16 protein-coding genes are annotated in these 16,030 nt (G+C 70.2%); 7 read left to right on the forward strand and 9 right to left on the reverse strand.

The window, feature by feature from the left end; all coding sequences use genetic code 11:
• Window positions 1–76: 76 nt before the first annotated feature.
• Window positions 77–751 (reverse strand): response regulator, encoded by a 675-nt coding sequence (locus IE172_RS28275; RefSeq protein ID WP_190100159.1) that lies wholly within the window; start codon window positions 749–751, stop codon window positions 77–79.
• Window positions 748–2,022 carry a sensor histidine kinase gene (locus IE172_RS28280; protein ID WP_229886524.1) on the reverse strand — a complete coding sequence of 425 codons (1,275 nt, stop codon included), beginning with the start codon at window positions 2,020–2,022 and terminating at the stop codon, window positions 748–750. The genes IE172_RS28275 and IE172_RS28280 overlap by 4 nt, the downstream gene beginning before the upstream one ends.
• Window positions 2,023–2,152: 130 nt before the next feature.
• Between IE172_RS28280 and IE172_RS28285 the strand changes: the two genes are divergently transcribed.
• The gene (locus IE172_RS28285) at window positions 2,153–2,734 is read left to right on the forward strand and encodes a GNAT family N-acetyltransferase (RefSeq protein ID WP_190100161.1); all 582 of its coding nucleotides are present in this window, start codon (window positions 2,153–2,155) and stop codon (window positions 2,732–2,734) included.
• Here IE172_RS28285 and IE172_RS28290 read toward each other — a convergent pair.
• The 6 genes from IE172_RS28290 to IE172_RS28315 all read right to left on the reverse strand — a co-directional run bounded on the left by IE172_RS28290 (window position 2,723) and on the right by IE172_RS28315 (window position 9,884).
• Window positions 2,723–4,270, reverse strand: a complete 1,548-nt coding sequence (locus IE172_RS28290; RefSeq protein WP_190100162.1) for a type IV secretory system conjugative DNA transfer family protein — start codon at window positions 4,268–4,270, stop codon at window positions 2,723–2,725. The genes IE172_RS28285 and IE172_RS28290 overlap by 12 nt on opposite strands.
• An 11-nt stretch (window positions 4,271–4,281) precedes the next feature.
• Entirely contained in the window at window positions 4,282–5,691 is a 1,410-nt protein-coding gene (locus IE172_RS28295; RefSeq protein WP_190100163.1) for an ATP-binding protein, read from the reverse strand.
• A gap of 13 nt (window positions 5,692–5,704) precedes the next feature.
• The gene (locus IE172_RS28300; protein ID WP_190100164.1) at window positions 5,705–7,264 is read right to left on the reverse strand and encodes an SCO6880 family protein; all 1,560 of its coding nucleotides are present in this window, start codon (window positions 7,262–7,264) and stop codon (window positions 5,705–5,707) included.
• Window positions 7,261–8,580: a hypothetical protein gene (locus IE172_RS28305; protein ID WP_190100165.1), complete on the reverse strand. Its 1,320-nt coding sequence runs from the start codon at window positions 8,578–8,580 to the stop codon at window positions 7,261–7,263. Before IE172_RS28305 ends, IE172_RS28300 begins: the two co-directional genes overlap by 4 nt.
• Window positions 8,570–9,376 (reverse strand): DUF8175 domain-containg protein, encoded by an 807-nt coding sequence (locus IE172_RS28310; RefSeq protein ID WP_190100166.1) that lies wholly within the window; start codon window positions 9,374–9,376, stop codon window positions 8,570–8,572. Before IE172_RS28310 ends, IE172_RS28305 begins: the two co-directional genes overlap by 11 nt.
• A gap of 199 nt (window positions 9,377–9,575) precedes the next feature.
• Window positions 9,576–9,884 (reverse strand): DUF8827 family protein, encoded by a 309-nt coding sequence (locus IE172_RS28315; RefSeq protein ID WP_030829533.1) that lies wholly within the window; start codon window positions 9,882–9,884, stop codon window positions 9,576–9,578.
• Window positions 9,885–10,330: 446 nt separating this feature from the next.
• Here IE172_RS28315 and IE172_RS28320 point away from each other — a divergent pair, with 446 nt between their 5' ends.
• The 4 genes from IE172_RS28320 to IE172_RS28335 all read left to right on the forward strand — a co-directional run bounded on the left by IE172_RS28320 (window position 10,331) and on the right by IE172_RS28335 (window position 13,705).
• Window positions 10,331–11,278, forward strand: coding sequence for an NlpC/P60 family protein (locus IE172_RS28320; RefSeq protein WP_229886526.1), 948 nt, complete (start codon window positions 10,331–10,333; stop codon window positions 11,276–11,278).
• 213 nt (window positions 11,279–11,491) lie between these two features.
• On the forward strand, window positions 11,492–12,184 hold the full coding sequence (locus tag IE172_RS28325) for a phosphatase PAP2 family protein (RefSeq protein WP_190100167.1): 693 nt from the start codon (window positions 11,492–11,494) through the stop codon (window positions 12,182–12,184).
• A gap of 393 nt (window positions 12,185–12,577) precedes the next feature.
• Window positions 12,578–13,429: an SCO4651 family lipoprotein gene (locus IE172_RS28330; RefSeq protein ID WP_190100168.1), complete on the forward strand. Its 852-nt coding sequence runs from the start codon at window positions 12,578–12,580 to the stop codon at window positions 13,427–13,429.
• Between the two features lie 96 nt (window positions 13,430–13,525).
• Entirely contained in the window at window positions 13,526–13,705 is a 180-nt protein-coding gene (locus tag IE172_RS28335) for a hypothetical protein (RefSeq protein ID WP_190100169.1), read from the forward strand.
• Window positions 13,706–13,713: 8 nt separating this feature from the next.
• On the opposite strand, the gene IE172_RS28340 is transcribed toward IE172_RS28335, so the two are convergent.
• Window positions 13,714–14,061, reverse strand: coding sequence for a metal-sensitive transcriptional regulator (locus tag IE172_RS28340; protein ID WP_190100170.1), 348 nt, complete (start codon window positions 14,059–14,061; stop codon window positions 13,714–13,716).
• Between the two features lie 239 nt (window positions 14,062–14,300).
• On the opposite strand from IE172_RS28340, the gene IE172_RS28345 reads away from it, so the two are divergent.
• Both IE172_RS28345 and IE172_RS28350 read left to right on the forward strand, forming a co-directional pair.
• Window positions 14,301–14,921, forward strand: coding sequence for a DUF47 domain-containing protein (locus tag IE172_RS28345; RefSeq protein ID WP_037930976.1), 621 nt, complete (start codon window positions 14,301–14,303; stop codon window positions 14,919–14,921).
• Window positions 14,922–14,928: 7 nt separating this feature from the next.
• Window positions 14,929–15,927, forward strand: coding sequence for an inorganic phosphate transporter (locus tag IE172_RS28350; protein ID WP_190100171.1), 999 nt, complete (start codon window positions 14,929–14,931; stop codon window positions 15,925–15,927).
• Window positions 15,928–16,030: the final 103 nt, after the last annotated feature.

Here is a 16,030-nt window from a genome sequence, read left to right on the forward strand (position 1 = left end):
ACCCTGTGGGAGAGTAGGACGCCGCCGAACAATTTTTGGGAAAGCCCCGTGCCATTGGCACGGGGCTTTCTGCGTTTCAGGACGGCTTCACCAGCCCGGTGTCGTACGCCAGGATCACCGCCTGAATTCTGTCGCGCGAACCCGTCTTGGCGAGTATGCGGCCCACATGCGTCTTCACCGTGGACTCCGCGAGATGCAGACGGGCGGCGATCTCGGTGTTCGTCCATCCCTGGCCGATGACCGTGAGGATCTCGCGTTCCCGCTCCGTGAGCGAGGACAGGCGAGGGTCCACCTCCGGGGCGAGCGCCGCGGTTCCGCTGCCCGACGGCAGATGGTGGGCGTAGGCGTCGAGGAGGCGGCGGGTCAGGCTGGGGGCGACGACCGCGTCGCCGGTCGCCACGGAGCGGATACCGGAGAGGAGCTCCTCCGGCTGGGCGTCCTTGATGAGGAAGCCCGAGGCGCCCGCGCGGAGGCCGGCGTGGGCGTACTCGTCCAGGTCGAACGTGGTGAGGATGAGGACACGGGTGCGGTCCCCGGAGGCGACGACGCGGCGGGTGGCCTCGATGCCGTCCATCCCGGGCATGCGAATGTCCATCAGCACCACGTCCGGGCGCAGTTCCGCCGCCATGCGGACCGCTTCGCCGCCGTTCGACGCCTCACCCAGGACGGTGAGGTCGTCCTGGCTCTCCAGGAGCATGCGGAAGCCGAAGCGCTGCAACGGCTGGTCGTCGGCGATGAGGACGGTGGTCACTGCGGGGATTCCTCCGGTAGGTGCAGGTGGACGCGCCAGCCCCGTTCGGGGTCAGGGCGTGGGCCGGCCTCAAGTGTGCCGTCGTAGAGGGCCGTTCGTTCGCGCATTCCGGGGAGGCCGCGGCCGTCGGACGGAGCGGTCGGCGGTGTGGCCTCTCCCGTGTCGGTGATGGTGACGGTGACGGCGCCCCGCTCGCCGTGGACGACGACGACCTCCGAGGTGGCGTCGGGTCCGGCGTGCTTGAGGGTGTTGGTGAGGGCTTCCTGGACGACCCGGTAGACGGTGAGCTCGCGGCCCGGGGGAAGGGTGGCCGGCCGGCCGGCCGTGGTGAGCCGGACGGGCAGGCCCGCGGTACGGACGCCGTCGAGGAGACGGTGCAGGTCGGTGAGACCGGGCTGAGGGTTCCGCTCGGCGGGGAGAGCCGACTCGTCGTCACGGAGGACGTCGAGCAGGCGGCGCAGCTCGCCGAGGGCCTGACGGCTGGTGGTGCCGATGGCGTCCAGGGCCTGCGCGGCACGTTCCGGGGACCTGGTGGCCGCGTACTTGCCGCCGTCGGCCAGACCCGTGACGACGGACAGATGGTGGCCGATGATGTCGTGCATCTCGCGGGCGATCCGGGCGCGTTCGGCGGCAGTGGCGATCCGGGCCTGCTGGTCGCGTTCGATCTCCAGACGGCGGGCGCGGTCCTCCAGGGCCTCGGTGTAGTTCTCGCGGGTGCGGATGGTGATGCCGATGAGGACGGCCACGCCGACGGACGTCAGGTACGAGCCGATCTGCTGGCTCCACTCGCCCTCGCCGTAGCGGGCCGTGGAGACCGTCACCGGGGTGAGCATCAGGGCCGTCGCCCACCACAGGTCGCGCAGGGGGCGGCACAGGGCCATGTGGTAGATGACGACCAGCTGGAGCAGGGCCGCCTGGAGGGTGGCGCCCGACCAGGCGTTGACCACGGCGAACGGGGCCATCGCGACCATCACGGTCGCGGGGTGGGTACGGCGCCACAGGAGGGGGACCGACAGGCCGAGCGTCAGGACGAGGAGGAGCGGGCCGGGGGCGTCCGGGTTGTGGGTGACGTTGCGCCAGCCGCCACCGGTGAAGTCGATGAGGGCGGCCGTCGTCCAGAACCCCGTGAAGAGCGAGTCCCACAGCAGCGGGTGGCGCCGGTCGAAGTCCCGGATCCACTGGTTGGCGCGTTGCACGTGCTGGGTGAGCGGCTCCGTCGTGCGGGTGTCCGTCGACGCCGCCGCCTCCTGGTCGTTCGTCACGGGGTCCATGGTGGCGGGTCCGTCCGCCGGTCGGAGCCGAATCATGGGTCGATCATCGCCCGCGGGGGATGCGGTGGGCGTCGGGCCGGAGCCGTAATCGGGGTGAGGGGTGTCGTACCCCGGTACTACCGTGGCGGCCATGAGGACAGGTGTCGTGACCTTCGAGGACTGTGTGATCCGGCAGGTGCGGGCCGAGGAGTGGGCCGCGGTGAAGGAGCTGCGGCTCACCGCGCTGCGGGACCCGGTCGCCGACCTCGCCTTCCTGGACACGTACGAGGAGGCCGTGGGCCGGCCGGACTCGTACTGGCGGGAGCGGGCGGCGAACGGGGCGCGGGAAGCGGGCGGGGCGCGGCAGTTCGTCGCGGAGGCGGAGGACGGGAGCTGGGTGGGCACCGTCGCCGTGCTTGTCGAGGAGGCGGGGACGACGGACTGGGCCGGGATGCCCGTCGAACGGCGGCAGGGGCACCTGGTGGGGGTGTACGTGGCTCCCGGGCATCGGGGGAGCGGGCTGACCCGGGCGCTGTTCGACGCGGCCCTGGAGTGGGCGTGGGAGCGGGAGCTGGAGCGGGTGCGGCTCGTCGTGCACGCGGAGAACGCGCGGGCGCTCGGCTTCTACCGCAAGGCGGGGTTCGTGGAGAGCGGGGTGACCGTGCCGTTGGCGGACAAGCCGGACGAGCGGGAGCTGGAGATGGTGATCGGGCGGCCCGGGTCAGACCGGTAGTTCGTCGTGCGGCCAGCGGGTCCGGGCCTGTTCGCGGGAGCGGAGCAGGGCCAGCGTCGGCATGCCCCGGTCCGTGCCGGCGGCGAGGAGTTCGGGAAGCTGGGGGAGCGGCGCCACGGCCGCCACGTCGTCCAGGACGAGGGTGAGTGGTGGGTCGAGCCGACCGGAGGATGACCGTTCGGCCATGCGCCGGCCGTGCTCGACCACGTGCGAGGCGAGCGCCGTCAGCAAAGGCATCGCGCCCGGACTGGTGCGGGGATCCTCGATGGATTCGCCCACAACGTAAAGCGTTCCCCCTTCGTCGATGAAGGAATCCAAGGCGAGGGCATCATTTCGGTGGGGAGTGCACGCCTCGCGGACGTGAAGGGTGGAGAGGGCGGCCAGGGCGCGCGTGGTCAGCTGCTGGGCCATGTCCCGGCGGTCGGGATGCGCGGTGAGGGCCGCTTCGAGTTCGCCGGCGGAGCCCGGGGCGGCCTTGGGGCTGGTGCGGAGGATGCGCACCGCGTCGTGGACCTGGAGGCCCTGGGCCCAGCGGTGGACGTGGCGGACGGTGCGGCCGTCGACGGCGGCGGCGTGCACATAGCTGCGGAGCAGGGTCTCGGCGGTGTCGCTGACCGCCTGGTCGAGCCGCGAGGTGGGCCGGACGGGGGCGAGGAGCGCTGCCGCGCGAGCGGTGGCCGTCCGTTTGTCCTCGCAGCCGGCGGTGGGGGACCAGTGGAGGCGGGCCGGAGTGTCGCAGAGGTGCGTCGGGTCGTAGAGGTGGGTGGGGCCGAGCTTGGCGCGGGCGTCCTTGGTGTCGTGCCACAGGGCCGGGTTGGAGGTGAGGACGAGGGCGGGGCCCTCCGCGTCCCGTACGGCCTGGGCGGCGGTGCTGTGGCGGGTGGCCGGGGGACCGTAGCGCAGGCCCGCGCCCTCGGCGCGGGGGACGATGCCCCACCCGCCGGTCGTCCGTTCTCCGTCGGACACCCGTGCGGTGACGGGCTCTCCGGGCGCCTGTGGCTCCTGCACGGGCGTCCTCGGGACCGGTACCTCGTGCCGGTGCTCCGGGACCGGTACCTCGTGCCGGTGCTTCGGGGACGGTTCCGGCTCCGGGGCGGGCCGGGGTTCCCGTGCCGGTTCCGTGTGCCGCTCCCGGACCGCCCCCGTCCGTTCCGCGCGCCGTCGGGCCCGTACGGCTCGCCAGCGGGCCACGGTGCCCACGACGAACACCGTCAGGACGGCCAGGATCATCAGCTGGCCGATGAACAGGCCCCAGAAGAGGCCGTACCCCGAGAGGTCGGCGGGCGGGGCGTCCGGCCAGGCGGCGGGCAGGTCCCGCGGCTCGGCGACGAGGTGGCGCACGGCCACCGGGGTACGGGTGAAGGCGATACCGGACGGCCAGCGGCCGTGGGCGAAGAGGCCCGCGAGTCCGGTGGCCGTCCACACCATCGTGGTCAGGCCGAGGAGGAAGGCGAGGATGCCGAGCAGCAGCCCGTCGGGGATGCCGCCCTGGCCGCCGGCGCCCCGGCCGGGCCCGCGGTGATCGTCCGGTCTCACACGTGCTCCCTCTACGCCACCGTCGATTCGGAGTCGCCGACGTGCTGCTCCACGAAGGCCGCCGCCCGCTCCTCCGCCTCCCGTTCGGCGGCGCGCAGGGCGTCGTCATTGAAGTCGGCGGAGGACTCGGTCATCGCGCGGTCCGTGAAGACCAGCGGGCGTTCGGTCTCGGTGACCAGGTGCTTGACCACCTGGACGTTGCCGTTGACGTCCCAGACCGCGATGCCGGGGGTGAGCGTCGGGATGATCTCCACCGCCCACCTGGGCAGGCCGAGGACCCGGCCGGTCGCCCGCGCCTCGTCGGCCTTCTGGGCGTAGATGGTCCGGGTCGACGCCATCTTGAGGATGGCCGCCGCCTCCTTGGCGGCCGCGCCGTCCACCACGTCGGACAGATGGTGGACGACCGCGACGAAGGACAGGCCGAGCCGCCGTCCGAACTTCAGCAGCCGCTGGAACAGCTGGGCCACGAACGGGCTGTTGATGATGTGCCAGGCCTCCTCGACCAGGAAGATGCGCTTCTTCCGGTCGGGGCGGATCCACGTGTGTTCGAGCCACACGCCGACGATCGCCATGAGGATCGGCATGGCGATGGAGTTGCGGTCGATGTGGGACAGGTCGAAGACGATCAGCGGCGCGTCGAGGTCGATGCCGACGGTCGTCGGACCGTCGAACATGCCGCGTAGGTCACCGTCGACGAGCCGGTCCAGGACCAGGGCGACGTCCAGGCCCCACGCCCGGACGTCGTCTATGGCGACGTTCATCGCCTCCGCGGACTCCGGTTCGGGGTGGCGCAGGCGCTCGACGATGTCGGAGAGGACCGGCTGGCGTTCGACGATGGTCTCGTTGACGTAGGCGTGCGCGACCTTGAGGGCGAAGCCGGAACGCTCGTCCAGGCCGTGGCCCAGCGCGACCTCGATGATCGTCCGGAGCAGCGCGAGCTGTCCGGTGGTGGTGATCGACGGGTCGAGGGGGTTGAGCCGGATGCCGTGGTCCAGGGCGGCCATCGGGTCGAGGCGGATGGGGGTGATGCCCATCTCCCGCGCGACGAGGTTCCACTCGCCGACGCCGTCCTCGCCCTGCGCGTCCAGGACGACGACCTGGCGGTCGCGGAAGCGCAGCTGACGCAGCACGTACGTCTTCTCCAGCGCCGACTTGCCGTTGCCGGACTCGCCGAGCACCAGCCAGTGCGGGGCCGGCAGCTGCTGGCCGTAGAGCTGGAAGGGGTCGTAGATGTAGCCCTTGCCGGAGTAGACCTCGCGGCCGATGATGACGCCGGAGTCGCCGAGGCCGGGCGCGGCGGTCGGCAGGTACACCGCCTGCGCCTGGCCCGTGGACGTGCGCACCGGCAGCCGTGTCGTCTCGACCTTCCCGAACAGGAAGGACGTGAAGGCGTCGGTGACGACGGACAGCGGATCCCGCATCAGAACTCAGCCCCTACCTTCGAATGCCGGTGGCGAACGGGAGTGTGTTCACGAACGCGCGGTGGTGCTCGCGGTCGCACCACTCCAGCTTCAGGTACGACTTTCCGGCCGAGGCCCGTATGGTCCGCTTGTCGCGCGCCAGGGCCTCGGGTGTGCGGGAGGAGACGGTGATGTAGCCGACCAGGTTGACGCCCGCGGCGCCGCTGGCGAGGTCCTCGCCGCGCTGGTCGAGCCTGCTGTGGGCGGCGAGGTCGCGCGGGTCGACCGTGCGGTTCATCTTGGCGGCGCGGGACGCCTCCGCCACGTCGTTGGTCTTCTCGGTCAGCATCCGCTCGATGGCGACCTCGGTGGGTTCGAGGTCCATGGTGACGGCGACCGTGCGGATCACGTCCGGGGTGTGGACGAGCAGCGGGGCGAGGAAGTTGACGCCCACCGGGGTCATCGGCCACTCCTTGACCCAGGCCGTGGCGTGGCACCAGGGGGCGCGGGTCGCGGACTCGCGGGTCTTGGCCTGGAGGTAGGTGGGCTCCATGGCGTCCAGCTCGGCCGGCCAGGCGTTGCGCTGCGTCATCGCCTGGATGTGGTCGATCGGGTGGTCCGGGTCGTACATGGAGTGGACCAGCGAGGACAGCCGGCTCTGGCCGAGCGGCTGCCGTACGCGGATGTCGGCCTCCTGGAGACGGGAGCAGATGTCCGTCAGCTCACGGGCCATGACGACGGCGAGGCCGGCGTCCCGGTCGACCTTGCCGCCGCCCTGGCTGCGCATCGCGCGGGCCATGGTGTTGGCCTCGGAGGCCAGCTCGCGGGTGTAGTGCATGCAGGCGACCAGGTAGGCGCGGTGCTGCTCGCTGCTGGTCGACACCATCGACTGGAGCTGCTCGTAGGACTGCTGGAGCCACGGCGGTGACTTGTCGTCGCCGCGCAGCGAGACGTCCTTGGCGTGCGCGTCGGGGTCGGCGGGCAGGGTGCGGGCCAGCATCTGGATGCGGGTGACGAAGCCGTCGCCGTTGGCGACGTGCTTGAGCAGCGTGCCGAAGCGGTCGACGAGGGCTTCCTGGTCCTCGGAGTCGCGCAGGCCGACGCCCGGGCCCTCGATCTCGATGGCGGCGGTGACGGTTTTGCGGTCCGCGTGCAGCAGGACGGCGATCTCGTCCGGGCCGAACGGGGCGGCGAGCCAGGTGATGCGCCCGATCCCGGGCGGCGGCCCGACCTCGACCTCGCGCCCGTCGAGGCGGGTGCCCGCCTCGACGACACCGGAGCGGTAGGTGGTGCCGCGGCGCACGGTGCGCTTGTAACTGCGGTTGATCTCGAACCATTTGTAGAAGGTGCGGCCCTTGTAGGGCACGTACACGGCGGCCAGGGCGATCATCGGCAGTCCGGCGAGGAGCACGATCCGCACGGTCAGGACGGGGACGAGGAGCCCGCACATCATGCCGAGGAACGCGCCCACGACGATCAGCGCGATCTCACCGGTCTCGCGATTGCGGCCGACGATCGCGTTCGGCCGGGCGCGGCCGATCAGATACGTACGGCGGGGCGTGACCGGATGGGACAGGTGGGTCTCGGTCGTCAACGCCCTTCACCTCCCGTGCGGTTGTTACTGCTGTTGCGGGTGCTGCTGGCGTGGGGGGTGTTCACCGGGCTGCTCGACCGGGGTGCGGGGGCGGCGGCGCCCCCGCTGTTCGGCGTGCGTGAGCTGTGTGCGGCGACTCCGCCGGAGGCGGGGTTGGAGGAGCGGGCGCCGGAGGACTGGCCTCCGCCGCCGTTGTTGTCGGCTCGGGTGCTGTGGGTCTTGATGCCCTGCGCGACCAGGGTCGCCGGCGAGCTGATGACGGCGGCCGCCTTGCCCTCGGCGCCCTGCATGAGCCGGTTGTTGCGGGAGCCGGCGATCTCGTCGCCGAAGCCGGGGACGAAGCGGTAGATCATCGCGGAGGCGAAGATGGCCAGCAGGATGATCGCCAGCCCGGAGACCACGGCGGAGAAGGCATCGGGCCCCTCCTCGGCGGAGAGCGCCCCCGCGAGGCCGAGGACGATCACGATGACGGGTTTCACGAGGATCACCGCGATCATGATGCCCGCCCAGCGGCGGACGTGGCCCCACAGGTTCTTGTCGACCAGGCCCGCGTAGACGACCGTGCCGAGGAGGGCGCCGACGTAGAGCAGGGCGGCACGGATGACGAGCTCCAGCCAGAGGATGCCGGCGGCGAGGATGGACACGAGGGAGACGACGATCAGCATGATCGGGCCGCCGCCGATGTCGTCGCCCTTCTCGAGCGCGCCGGCGAACGTGCCGAAGAACGTGTCCGTCTGGTCGCCGGTCGCCTTGGCGAGCACGTCGGTGACGCTGTCGGTGGCCGAGACGACGGTGTAGAGGATCAGCGGGGTGAAGGCGGAGGCGAGGACGGTCAGCCAGAGGAAGCCGATCGCCTCGGAGATCGCGGTGGTGAGGGGGACGCCCCGCACCGCGCGCTTGGCGACCGCGAGCAGCCACAGGAGGAGGGTGAGGATCGTCGACGCGGCGAAGACGACGGCGTACTGCTGGAGGAACGTGTCGTTGGTGAAGTCGACGTTCGCGGTGTCCTCGACGGCGCCACTGAGCTGCTTGATGGTCCAGGAGGCGGCGTCGGCGCAGCCCTGGGCGAGAGAGGCCAGGGGGTCGAGGGTGGCGGAGGGGTCGTTGAGGGTGCTGGCGCCCTCGGATCCGGCTTCGCCTCGTTCGCAGTAGTCCTTGGCGGGGCCGACGATGAGGTCACAGTTGTCGTCCGACGGAGTGGGCGTGGGCGTCGGCGTGGGCGCGGCGGCGGCATGGGTCGCCACCATCAGCATCGTGGCCTGCAGAGCCGTGAGAGCGGCGGCGATGTTGAGTACGCGACGCGGGCTACCGGGCATAGGTGAAGCCTCCGTACTCCTTGACGGCCTTGGCCATCTCCTCGGCGGTGGATGCCTTGTCGTCCCCGGGCACGGGTGCGGGCCCGTCCTTCTGCGAGAAGCTGTCGACCTTCCAGTCGTCGTCCGTCCACCGCAGCTGGAACGTCATGGTGAACCAGTCGGAGCTGACCGGGTTGGTCGTCTTTTCGCCGGCTGTGCCGAACACGCCCGAGCACCAGACCTCGACGGCAGCGGCGGAGTCCGAGTAGCTCGTGACCTTGGCGCCGATCGGCACCGTGCGGGAGACATACGTGTTGCCCGCCGCCGCGTTGCCGTTCTCGTCGAGGCCGATGTTGCTCAGGAACTCTTCGCTGTACGCCTTGTCGAACCGGTCCTCCAGGGCGGTCTGTCTGTCGGTGACGAAGAGTTGCTGGATGATCTCGGTCCGCCGTGCGGGTTTGAGGATGTCGGCTGAGACGAGCGTCACCGCATAGTTCGCCGCCGCGCTCTCCGCGCCCTGGCGGTCGTGGGAGAAGCCCGACGGGATGCCCGCGGCCTTGGTGTCGACCGGCTTCTTGCCCGAGGGGGCCGTCGCCGCCGCTTTGGGGGAGTCGACGGAGCCGCCGTCCTCCGCTGCGGAATCGTCTCCTCCACGGTTCGCGAAGGCGATCGCGGCGATCAGGACGACCACCACGCCGACGACGGTGACGAGGCTGCGCGAGGACGAACGGGCGCCTCTGCGGGCCCCGCCGTACGGGTCGCCGCCTCCTTCGGGCAGGCGGGTGCGGGTCTGACCGGTGTCGTCTCCGAGACTCATGCCGCGTACGCCCCCTCAGCGTCGTGCGGAAACACCTCGTACTCCGGGTACTCCACGTACGACGGTAGCCGGGCCGGCTCCCGTTCGGGTGCGGTGTGGTGACTGGACATCAGGGAAACGCAACCTCAGCCGGTGGGCACGACGGGCGGGTGGGATGGGAGGGGGCCGGGCGTGCCCGGTCGGGAGCGGTGGCGCGGGGCTAGACGGCCATGCCGTACACGATGGTGAACAGGGTGCCGAGCGAACCGATGATGAAGACGCCCGTGAGCCCCGCGATGATGAGGCCCTTGCCCTGCTCGGCGCTGAACGTGTCCCTCAGTGCGGTGGCACCGATGCGCTGTTTGGCCGCCCCCCAGATGGCGATGCCCAGGCAGATGAGGATGGCGACCGCCATGACCACTTCGATCATGATCTTGGCCTCGTTGCCCAGGCTGCCGAAGGGGCCCCAGTCGGGAGCGATCCCGCCGATGATGGTGTTGATGTCTCCCTCGTCGGCCGCGAAGAACATGTAAGTCACCGCCCTGGTATGGGTAGTTCCGCTTCCTCTGCGGGAGTGCAGAGTTCAGGCCTCATTGTCACCGACGATGGCGCCCGTGTATGTCGACTTGGCGTCATCGGTTGGCGGTTTTCGTAGGAATAGCTTGCCACCGGCGCGCGCCGGGCCCCGGCAGGGGCGCGCTCCGAAGAGTGAAGAGTCGTATCGTCACTCTGTGTATCACGGTGCGTCACGCCGGGCAACGAGGCTGCTCAGTGTTGTTTCTGACGGGTGTTCGAGTGCGCCGAGGGCGGCGTGCGGGTAACCGTGCATTTCGTCGTACTGGATCACCCCGCGGGCCGCGTGCCGCCCTTACACTGTCGGGCGGCGGTGGACTGCCGGACAGTGAGGGGTGATTGACGGTGCGTAAGGTCTGGGTCGGCGCGACCCTCGCCGTCAGCTCCGTGCTCGCCTTCGTGATGCTGCTGGTCGTCGGCGTGTACGTCATCGCCGGGAACCTCGTGAACGGGGTGGGCGGCGGGGCGGCCAAGACGCTCGCCAAGGGCAGCGTGCCGGCCGCGTACCAGCAGCTCGTCGCGACGTGGGGCAACCTCTGTCCCGCCATCAACCCCGCCCTGCTCGCCGCCCAGCTCTATCAGGAGAGCGGCTTCAACCCGAAGGCGCAGAGCCACGCGGCGGCGCAGGGCATCGCCCAGTTCATCCCCGGCACCTGGGCCACGCACGGCATCGACGGCGACGGCGACGGGGACCGGGACGTGTGGGACCCGAAGGACGCGATCCCCTCGGCGGCGAAGTACGACTGCACCCTCGCCGGCTACGTGAAGGACGTCGGCGGGAATCTGACCGAAAACATGCTCGCCTCGTACAATGCGGGGGCGTACGCGGTCATCAAGTACGGGGGTGTTCCGCCGTACAAGGAGACGCAGAACTACGTCAAGCGCATCCGGGCGCTGGAGAAGAGCTTCGCCGCGCCGGTCGGTCGGGTCGACCCGTCGAAGCAGGCCGCGGGAGCCATCGCCTACGCGCAGAAGAAGCTCGGCACGCTCTACCTCTGGGGCGGCAACGGCACTCCTGAGCAGGGAGGACGGTTCGACTGCTCGGGGCTGACCAAGGCGGCGTACGAGAGTGTGGGGATCACGCTGCCGCGCGTGGCGAACGACCAGTACAACGCGGGACCGCATCCGGAGCGGGACGAACTGCTCCCCGGCGATCTGGTGTTCTTCTCGGACGACCTCACCAATTCGCGGGCCATCCGGCATGTGGGTATTTATGTCGGCGGCGGGTACATGATCGACGCGCCACGGACGGGGGCCGTGATCCGATTCGACCCGATCGACACTCCTGACTACTTTGGTGCCACCCGGGTCACCGAAGATGGCGCGAAAGCACTCCCCACGACGGTGTGAGCGGAGCGTTAACCCTCCCCCTGAGCTGCGGAGATGCATCTCTCTTCGATAACGTCTGCGTGATCATTCGGTAGAGCGTGGAACGTATCAGCGGGGGTCGTGCGTTCCTGTTGTCGTAGCCGAGCCGATGAGCGGATCTACGGACCACGGGGGTGGTTGCAGACGGCGTGCGCACCGCACGCCCGGAGACAAGGACGAAGGGGCCGCAGCACCATGGCTGGACTCGCCGATTCCGGGTCGAACCCCGACGTCGACCTGCTCTATGACATCAACGGCCTCGCCAAGGCCGCGCCGCCGTGGTTCGACCACGTGATGGAGTTCGTGGGCGAGTTCGGCATCCTGTTCGCCCTGTTGGGAATGCTGTTGTGGTGCTGGTGGGGCGTCAGACGGCGGGGCGGCGAGGACGCGGCACCGACCGTGGCGGCCCTGGTGTGGGCCCCGCTCGCGGCGGGCGTCGCGGTCCTGGTGAACGTGCCGATACGCGGGTTCGTCGAGCGGCCCAGACCCTTCAACGACCACGAAGGGCTCGAGGTCCTGGTCGCCGGCAAGACCGACTACTCGTTCGTCAGCGACCACGCGACGCTCTGCATGGCGCTGGCGGTGGGGCTGTTCCTGGCCAACCGGCGGCTCGGGATCTTCGCCCTGGTGCTCGGGCTGATCGGCGGGTTCATCCGCGTCTACATGGGCGTGCACTACCCGACCGACGTGGTGGGCGGGCTCGCCCTCGGCACGGCTGTCGCGCTGCTGCTCTCGCCGCTCGCCATGGCCCTGCTGACGCCGCTGATGCGGGCGATCGAACGGTCGCCGCGAGGCGGCCGGCTGATCAGCGCGCGCGGGTACGAGGCGCGGACCACCCCGGAGGAGAACCGTCCCTCCGAGCCGGGACAGCGCGACCTGGCGGCCTGATCCCCGTCCGCGGGGCTCACCGTTGGATCAGCGGTACTCGCCTGCTGGGCCACGGCGGTGGACCAGTGGCGATGATCCGCAGCTCGTCACCGCGCTGCCGGGCCGCCGGTACCTGGCGATGTCGCCGTCACTCCGGGGTGTGGTTCCTGGCGTCCGTGCGGGCCAGGCTTCTCGCTCTTCTCGCGGGGCCGCGCCAGCCGCAGGTGCAGCAGGCGACGCAGAAGGGCCCCCGCTCCGATGTGGTTGTCCGGTGTTCCTGAGAGGGTGCCGCGACGTCCTGCTCTTCCACCTCACCACCGTACCGCTCCGGGTGTGTCCGCGTGACGGCGTCGACCACCGGTCGTTAACCGGGGGAAAGACGGCCCGTGTCGGATTTAGCGGGGGTAGGCGGCCATGGCAGGACGAGCACCGCGGCGCCGGTGGACCGGTGGTCGCGCCGTCGCTCTCGGCGCCGCCGGGTGTCTGGCGCTCGGCGCCCTCGCGGGGTGCGGCAGCAGCGGGGCGGCGACCGGCGGCCCGACCGGCGGCCCGGCGGCCGTGACGCTGGTGCGCGAGGCGGCGGACGCGCTCGTCGCGGCGGGCAGCTCCAAGGCGCGCACCTCGCTGGAGATGGCCACCGGCGGTACCCGGGTCACCATCCGCGGCGAGGGCGTCTACGACTACCGCAACCGGCTCGGCCGGCTGAAGGTGCTGCTGCCGCCGGACCCGGCCGGCCAGACCGTACGGCGGCCGATCACCGAGCTGCTCGCCCCCGGGGCCCTGTACATGAAGAACCGGGGGGCCGGAGTGCCCGCCGACAAGTGGGTGCGCGTGGACACCGGGACGCTGACCGACGGGAATCTCGTCACCGGCGGTGCCACCGATCCGTTCACGGCCGCCGAGGTGCTGCGCGGGACGCGGTCGGCGGCGTTCGTCGGACGGACCGAGGTCGCCGGGACGAAGGTGCGGCACTATCGGGGGACCGCCGACCTGGGGCAGGCCGCGCGGGCGGCGTCGGAGGCGAACCGGGTGACGCTGGGCGCGGCGGCGAAAGGGTTCGCCACCGCGCGGGTGCCGTTCGACGTGTACCTCGACGACGAGGGGCGCATCCGCAAGCTCCGGCACCGGTTCAGCTTCGTCAACGGACCCCGGGCCGCGCCCGTCGGGGTCGCCTCGACGACGCTGCTGTACGACTTCGGGGTCCCCGCCGACGTACGTCTCCCGCAGGACGGGGACATCTACGCCGGCCGGATCGCCGAGGAGTGAGCGGCCCGGAGTGACCGGCGCGAACTAGCCCTTCCGTGCCATGCGCGGTGCGTAGGGCGCTGCCTACCCTAGGAAGTCGGTGACGACGGCGAAGAGGTGAGGCGCGTGGCTCCGGTCAGGGGCGGGACGGTGCAGGACCACGTGGCGCTCGCCGAGATCGAACTGTGCGGGGATCTGATCATCGCCGCCTCCGCCGCCGAGGACCGGCTCAGCCTGGAGAGCATCGACGAGGTGCTGCGGGTGGGCGAGACCCGCGCGGAGCCCGGCGACGGCTGACGGCGCGGTCAGGTGCGGAGCATGCGCGCGATGGCCTGGGTGGCTTCCTTGACCTTCGCGTCGATCTCGTCCCCGCCCTTGACGGCCGCGTCCGCGACGCAGTGGCGCAGGTGCTCCTCCAGCAGTTGCAGCGCGAACGACTGCAGGGCCTTGGTGGAGGCGGACACCTGGGTGAGTATGTCGATGCAGTAGACGTCCTCGTCGACCATGCGCTGGAGTCCGCGGATCTGGCCCTCGATACGACGCAGCCGCTTGAGGTGTTCCTGCTTCTGGTCGTGGTAGCCGTGAACACCCCGGTCGTGATCGGTCACGATCTCGGTGGAGGCCGCGTCCGCGCCGGTTTCGGTGGTCGTCATCGCGTCCTCCTGTGATGATGATGGCCGAGATATACCCCTGGTGGGTATATGGTACCGAACTTCGCCGGGTATAGGCATGGTGGCCGATGACAAGCGCTGCGGCCGGATGCGGGCCTCGGACCGCCCCCGTGCTCATCACCGTGCCTGATGGGTGACACTGGAGGGCGGCCCGTTACACGTGGCCGGATGATGCGCCTAGCATCAGCCTGACCGAAACCGATGCATACCGAGGACCCCACGTGCGCTTTCGTCTGACCCCCAGGGAGACGAGCTTCTACGACATGTTCGCCGCGTCCGCGGACAACATCGTCACGGGCTCCAAGCTCCTGATGGAACTGCTCGGGGCGGACACCTCCGCCCGGGCCGAGATCGCAGAGCGTATGCGGGCCGCGGAACACGCCGGTGACGACGCCACACACGCGATCTTCCACCAGCTGAACTCCTCGTTCATCACGCCCTTCGACCGTGAGGACATCTACGCCCTCGCGTCGTCCCTCGACGACATCATGGACTTCATGGAGGAGGCCGTCGACCTCGTCGTCCTCTACAACGTCGAGGAACTGCCCAAGGGCGTCGAGCAGCAGATCGAGGTGCTGGCCCGCGCCGCGGAGCTCACCGCGGAGGCCATGCCGCACCTGCGCACCATGGAGAACCTCACCGAGTACTGGATCGAGGTCAACCGTCTGGAGAACCAGGCCGACCAGATCCACCGCAAGCTGCTGGCCCACCTCTTCAACGGCAAGTACGACGCCATCGAGGTGCTGAAGCTCAAGCAGATCGTGGACGTACTGGAGGAGGCGGCGGACGCCTTCGAGCACGTGGCGAACACGGTGGAGACCATCGCCGTCAAGGAGTCCTGAGCACTTCATGGACACCTTCGCACTGGTCGTGACCATCGGGGTCGCGCTCTTCTTCACGTACACCAACGGATTCCACGACTCGGCGAACGCGATCGCCACGTCCGTCTCCACCCGCGCGCTGACACCTCGGGTCGCGCTCGCGATGGCGGCCGTGATGAACCTCGCCGGCGCCTTCATGGGGTCCGGGGTCGCCAAGACCGTCAGTGAGGGGGTCATCCAGACACCCGAGGGGTCCACCGGGATGGGGATCCTCTTCGCCGCGCTGGTCGGGGCGATCGTCTGGAACCTGATCACCTGGTACTTCGGGCTGCCCTCGTCCTCGTCCCACGCGCTGTTCGGCGGCATGGTGGGCGCGGCGCTCGCCGGTGGCACGACGGTGTACTGGAGCGGAGTGCTCGACAAGATCGTCATTCCGATGTTCGTGTCGCCGGTCGTGGGTCTGATCGCCGGTTACCTGGTGATGACCGCGATCATGTGGATCTTCCGGCGGGCGAACCCGCACAAGGCCAAGCGCGGCTTCCGCATCGCGCAGACGGTGTCCGCGGCGGGCATGGCGCTGGGGCACGGTCTCCAGGACGCGCAGAAGACGATGGGCATCGTGGTGATGGCGCTGGTCATCGCGGATGTCGAGGAGTACGGCGATCCGATCCCGGTGTGGGTGAAGATCGCCTGTGCGGTGATGCTGTCCGCGGGCACGTACGCGGGGGGCTGGCGCATCATGCGGACGCTGGGGCGGAAGATCATCGAGCTGGATCCGCCGCAGGGGTTCGCGGCGGAGACGACGGGTGCGTCGATCATGTTCGGGTCGGCGTTCCTGTTCCACGCGCCGATCTCGACCACGCATGTGATCACTTCGGCGATCATGGGTGTGGGGGCGACGAAGCGGGTCAACGCGGTGCGGTGGGGGGTCGCCAAGAACATCGTTCTCGGATGGTTCATCACCATGCCCGCCGCGGGGGCGGTCGCCGCGTTGTCCTACGGGGTCGTGTACCTGGTGTTCTTGTAGCTGGGCCATGACTGCCCGCGGAGCGACGGAAGGGCCCGCCCCCCTCGGGGGGCGGGCCCTTTGGCCTCGCGGTGGCACCGCCATGCAGCACCGCGAGGGGACT

This window comes from Streptomyces griseoflavus (assembly GCF_014649995.1).
GTDB classification, from domain to species: Bacteria; Actinomycetota; Actinomycetes; order Streptomycetales; family Streptomycetaceae; genus Streptomyces; species Streptomyces griseoflavus.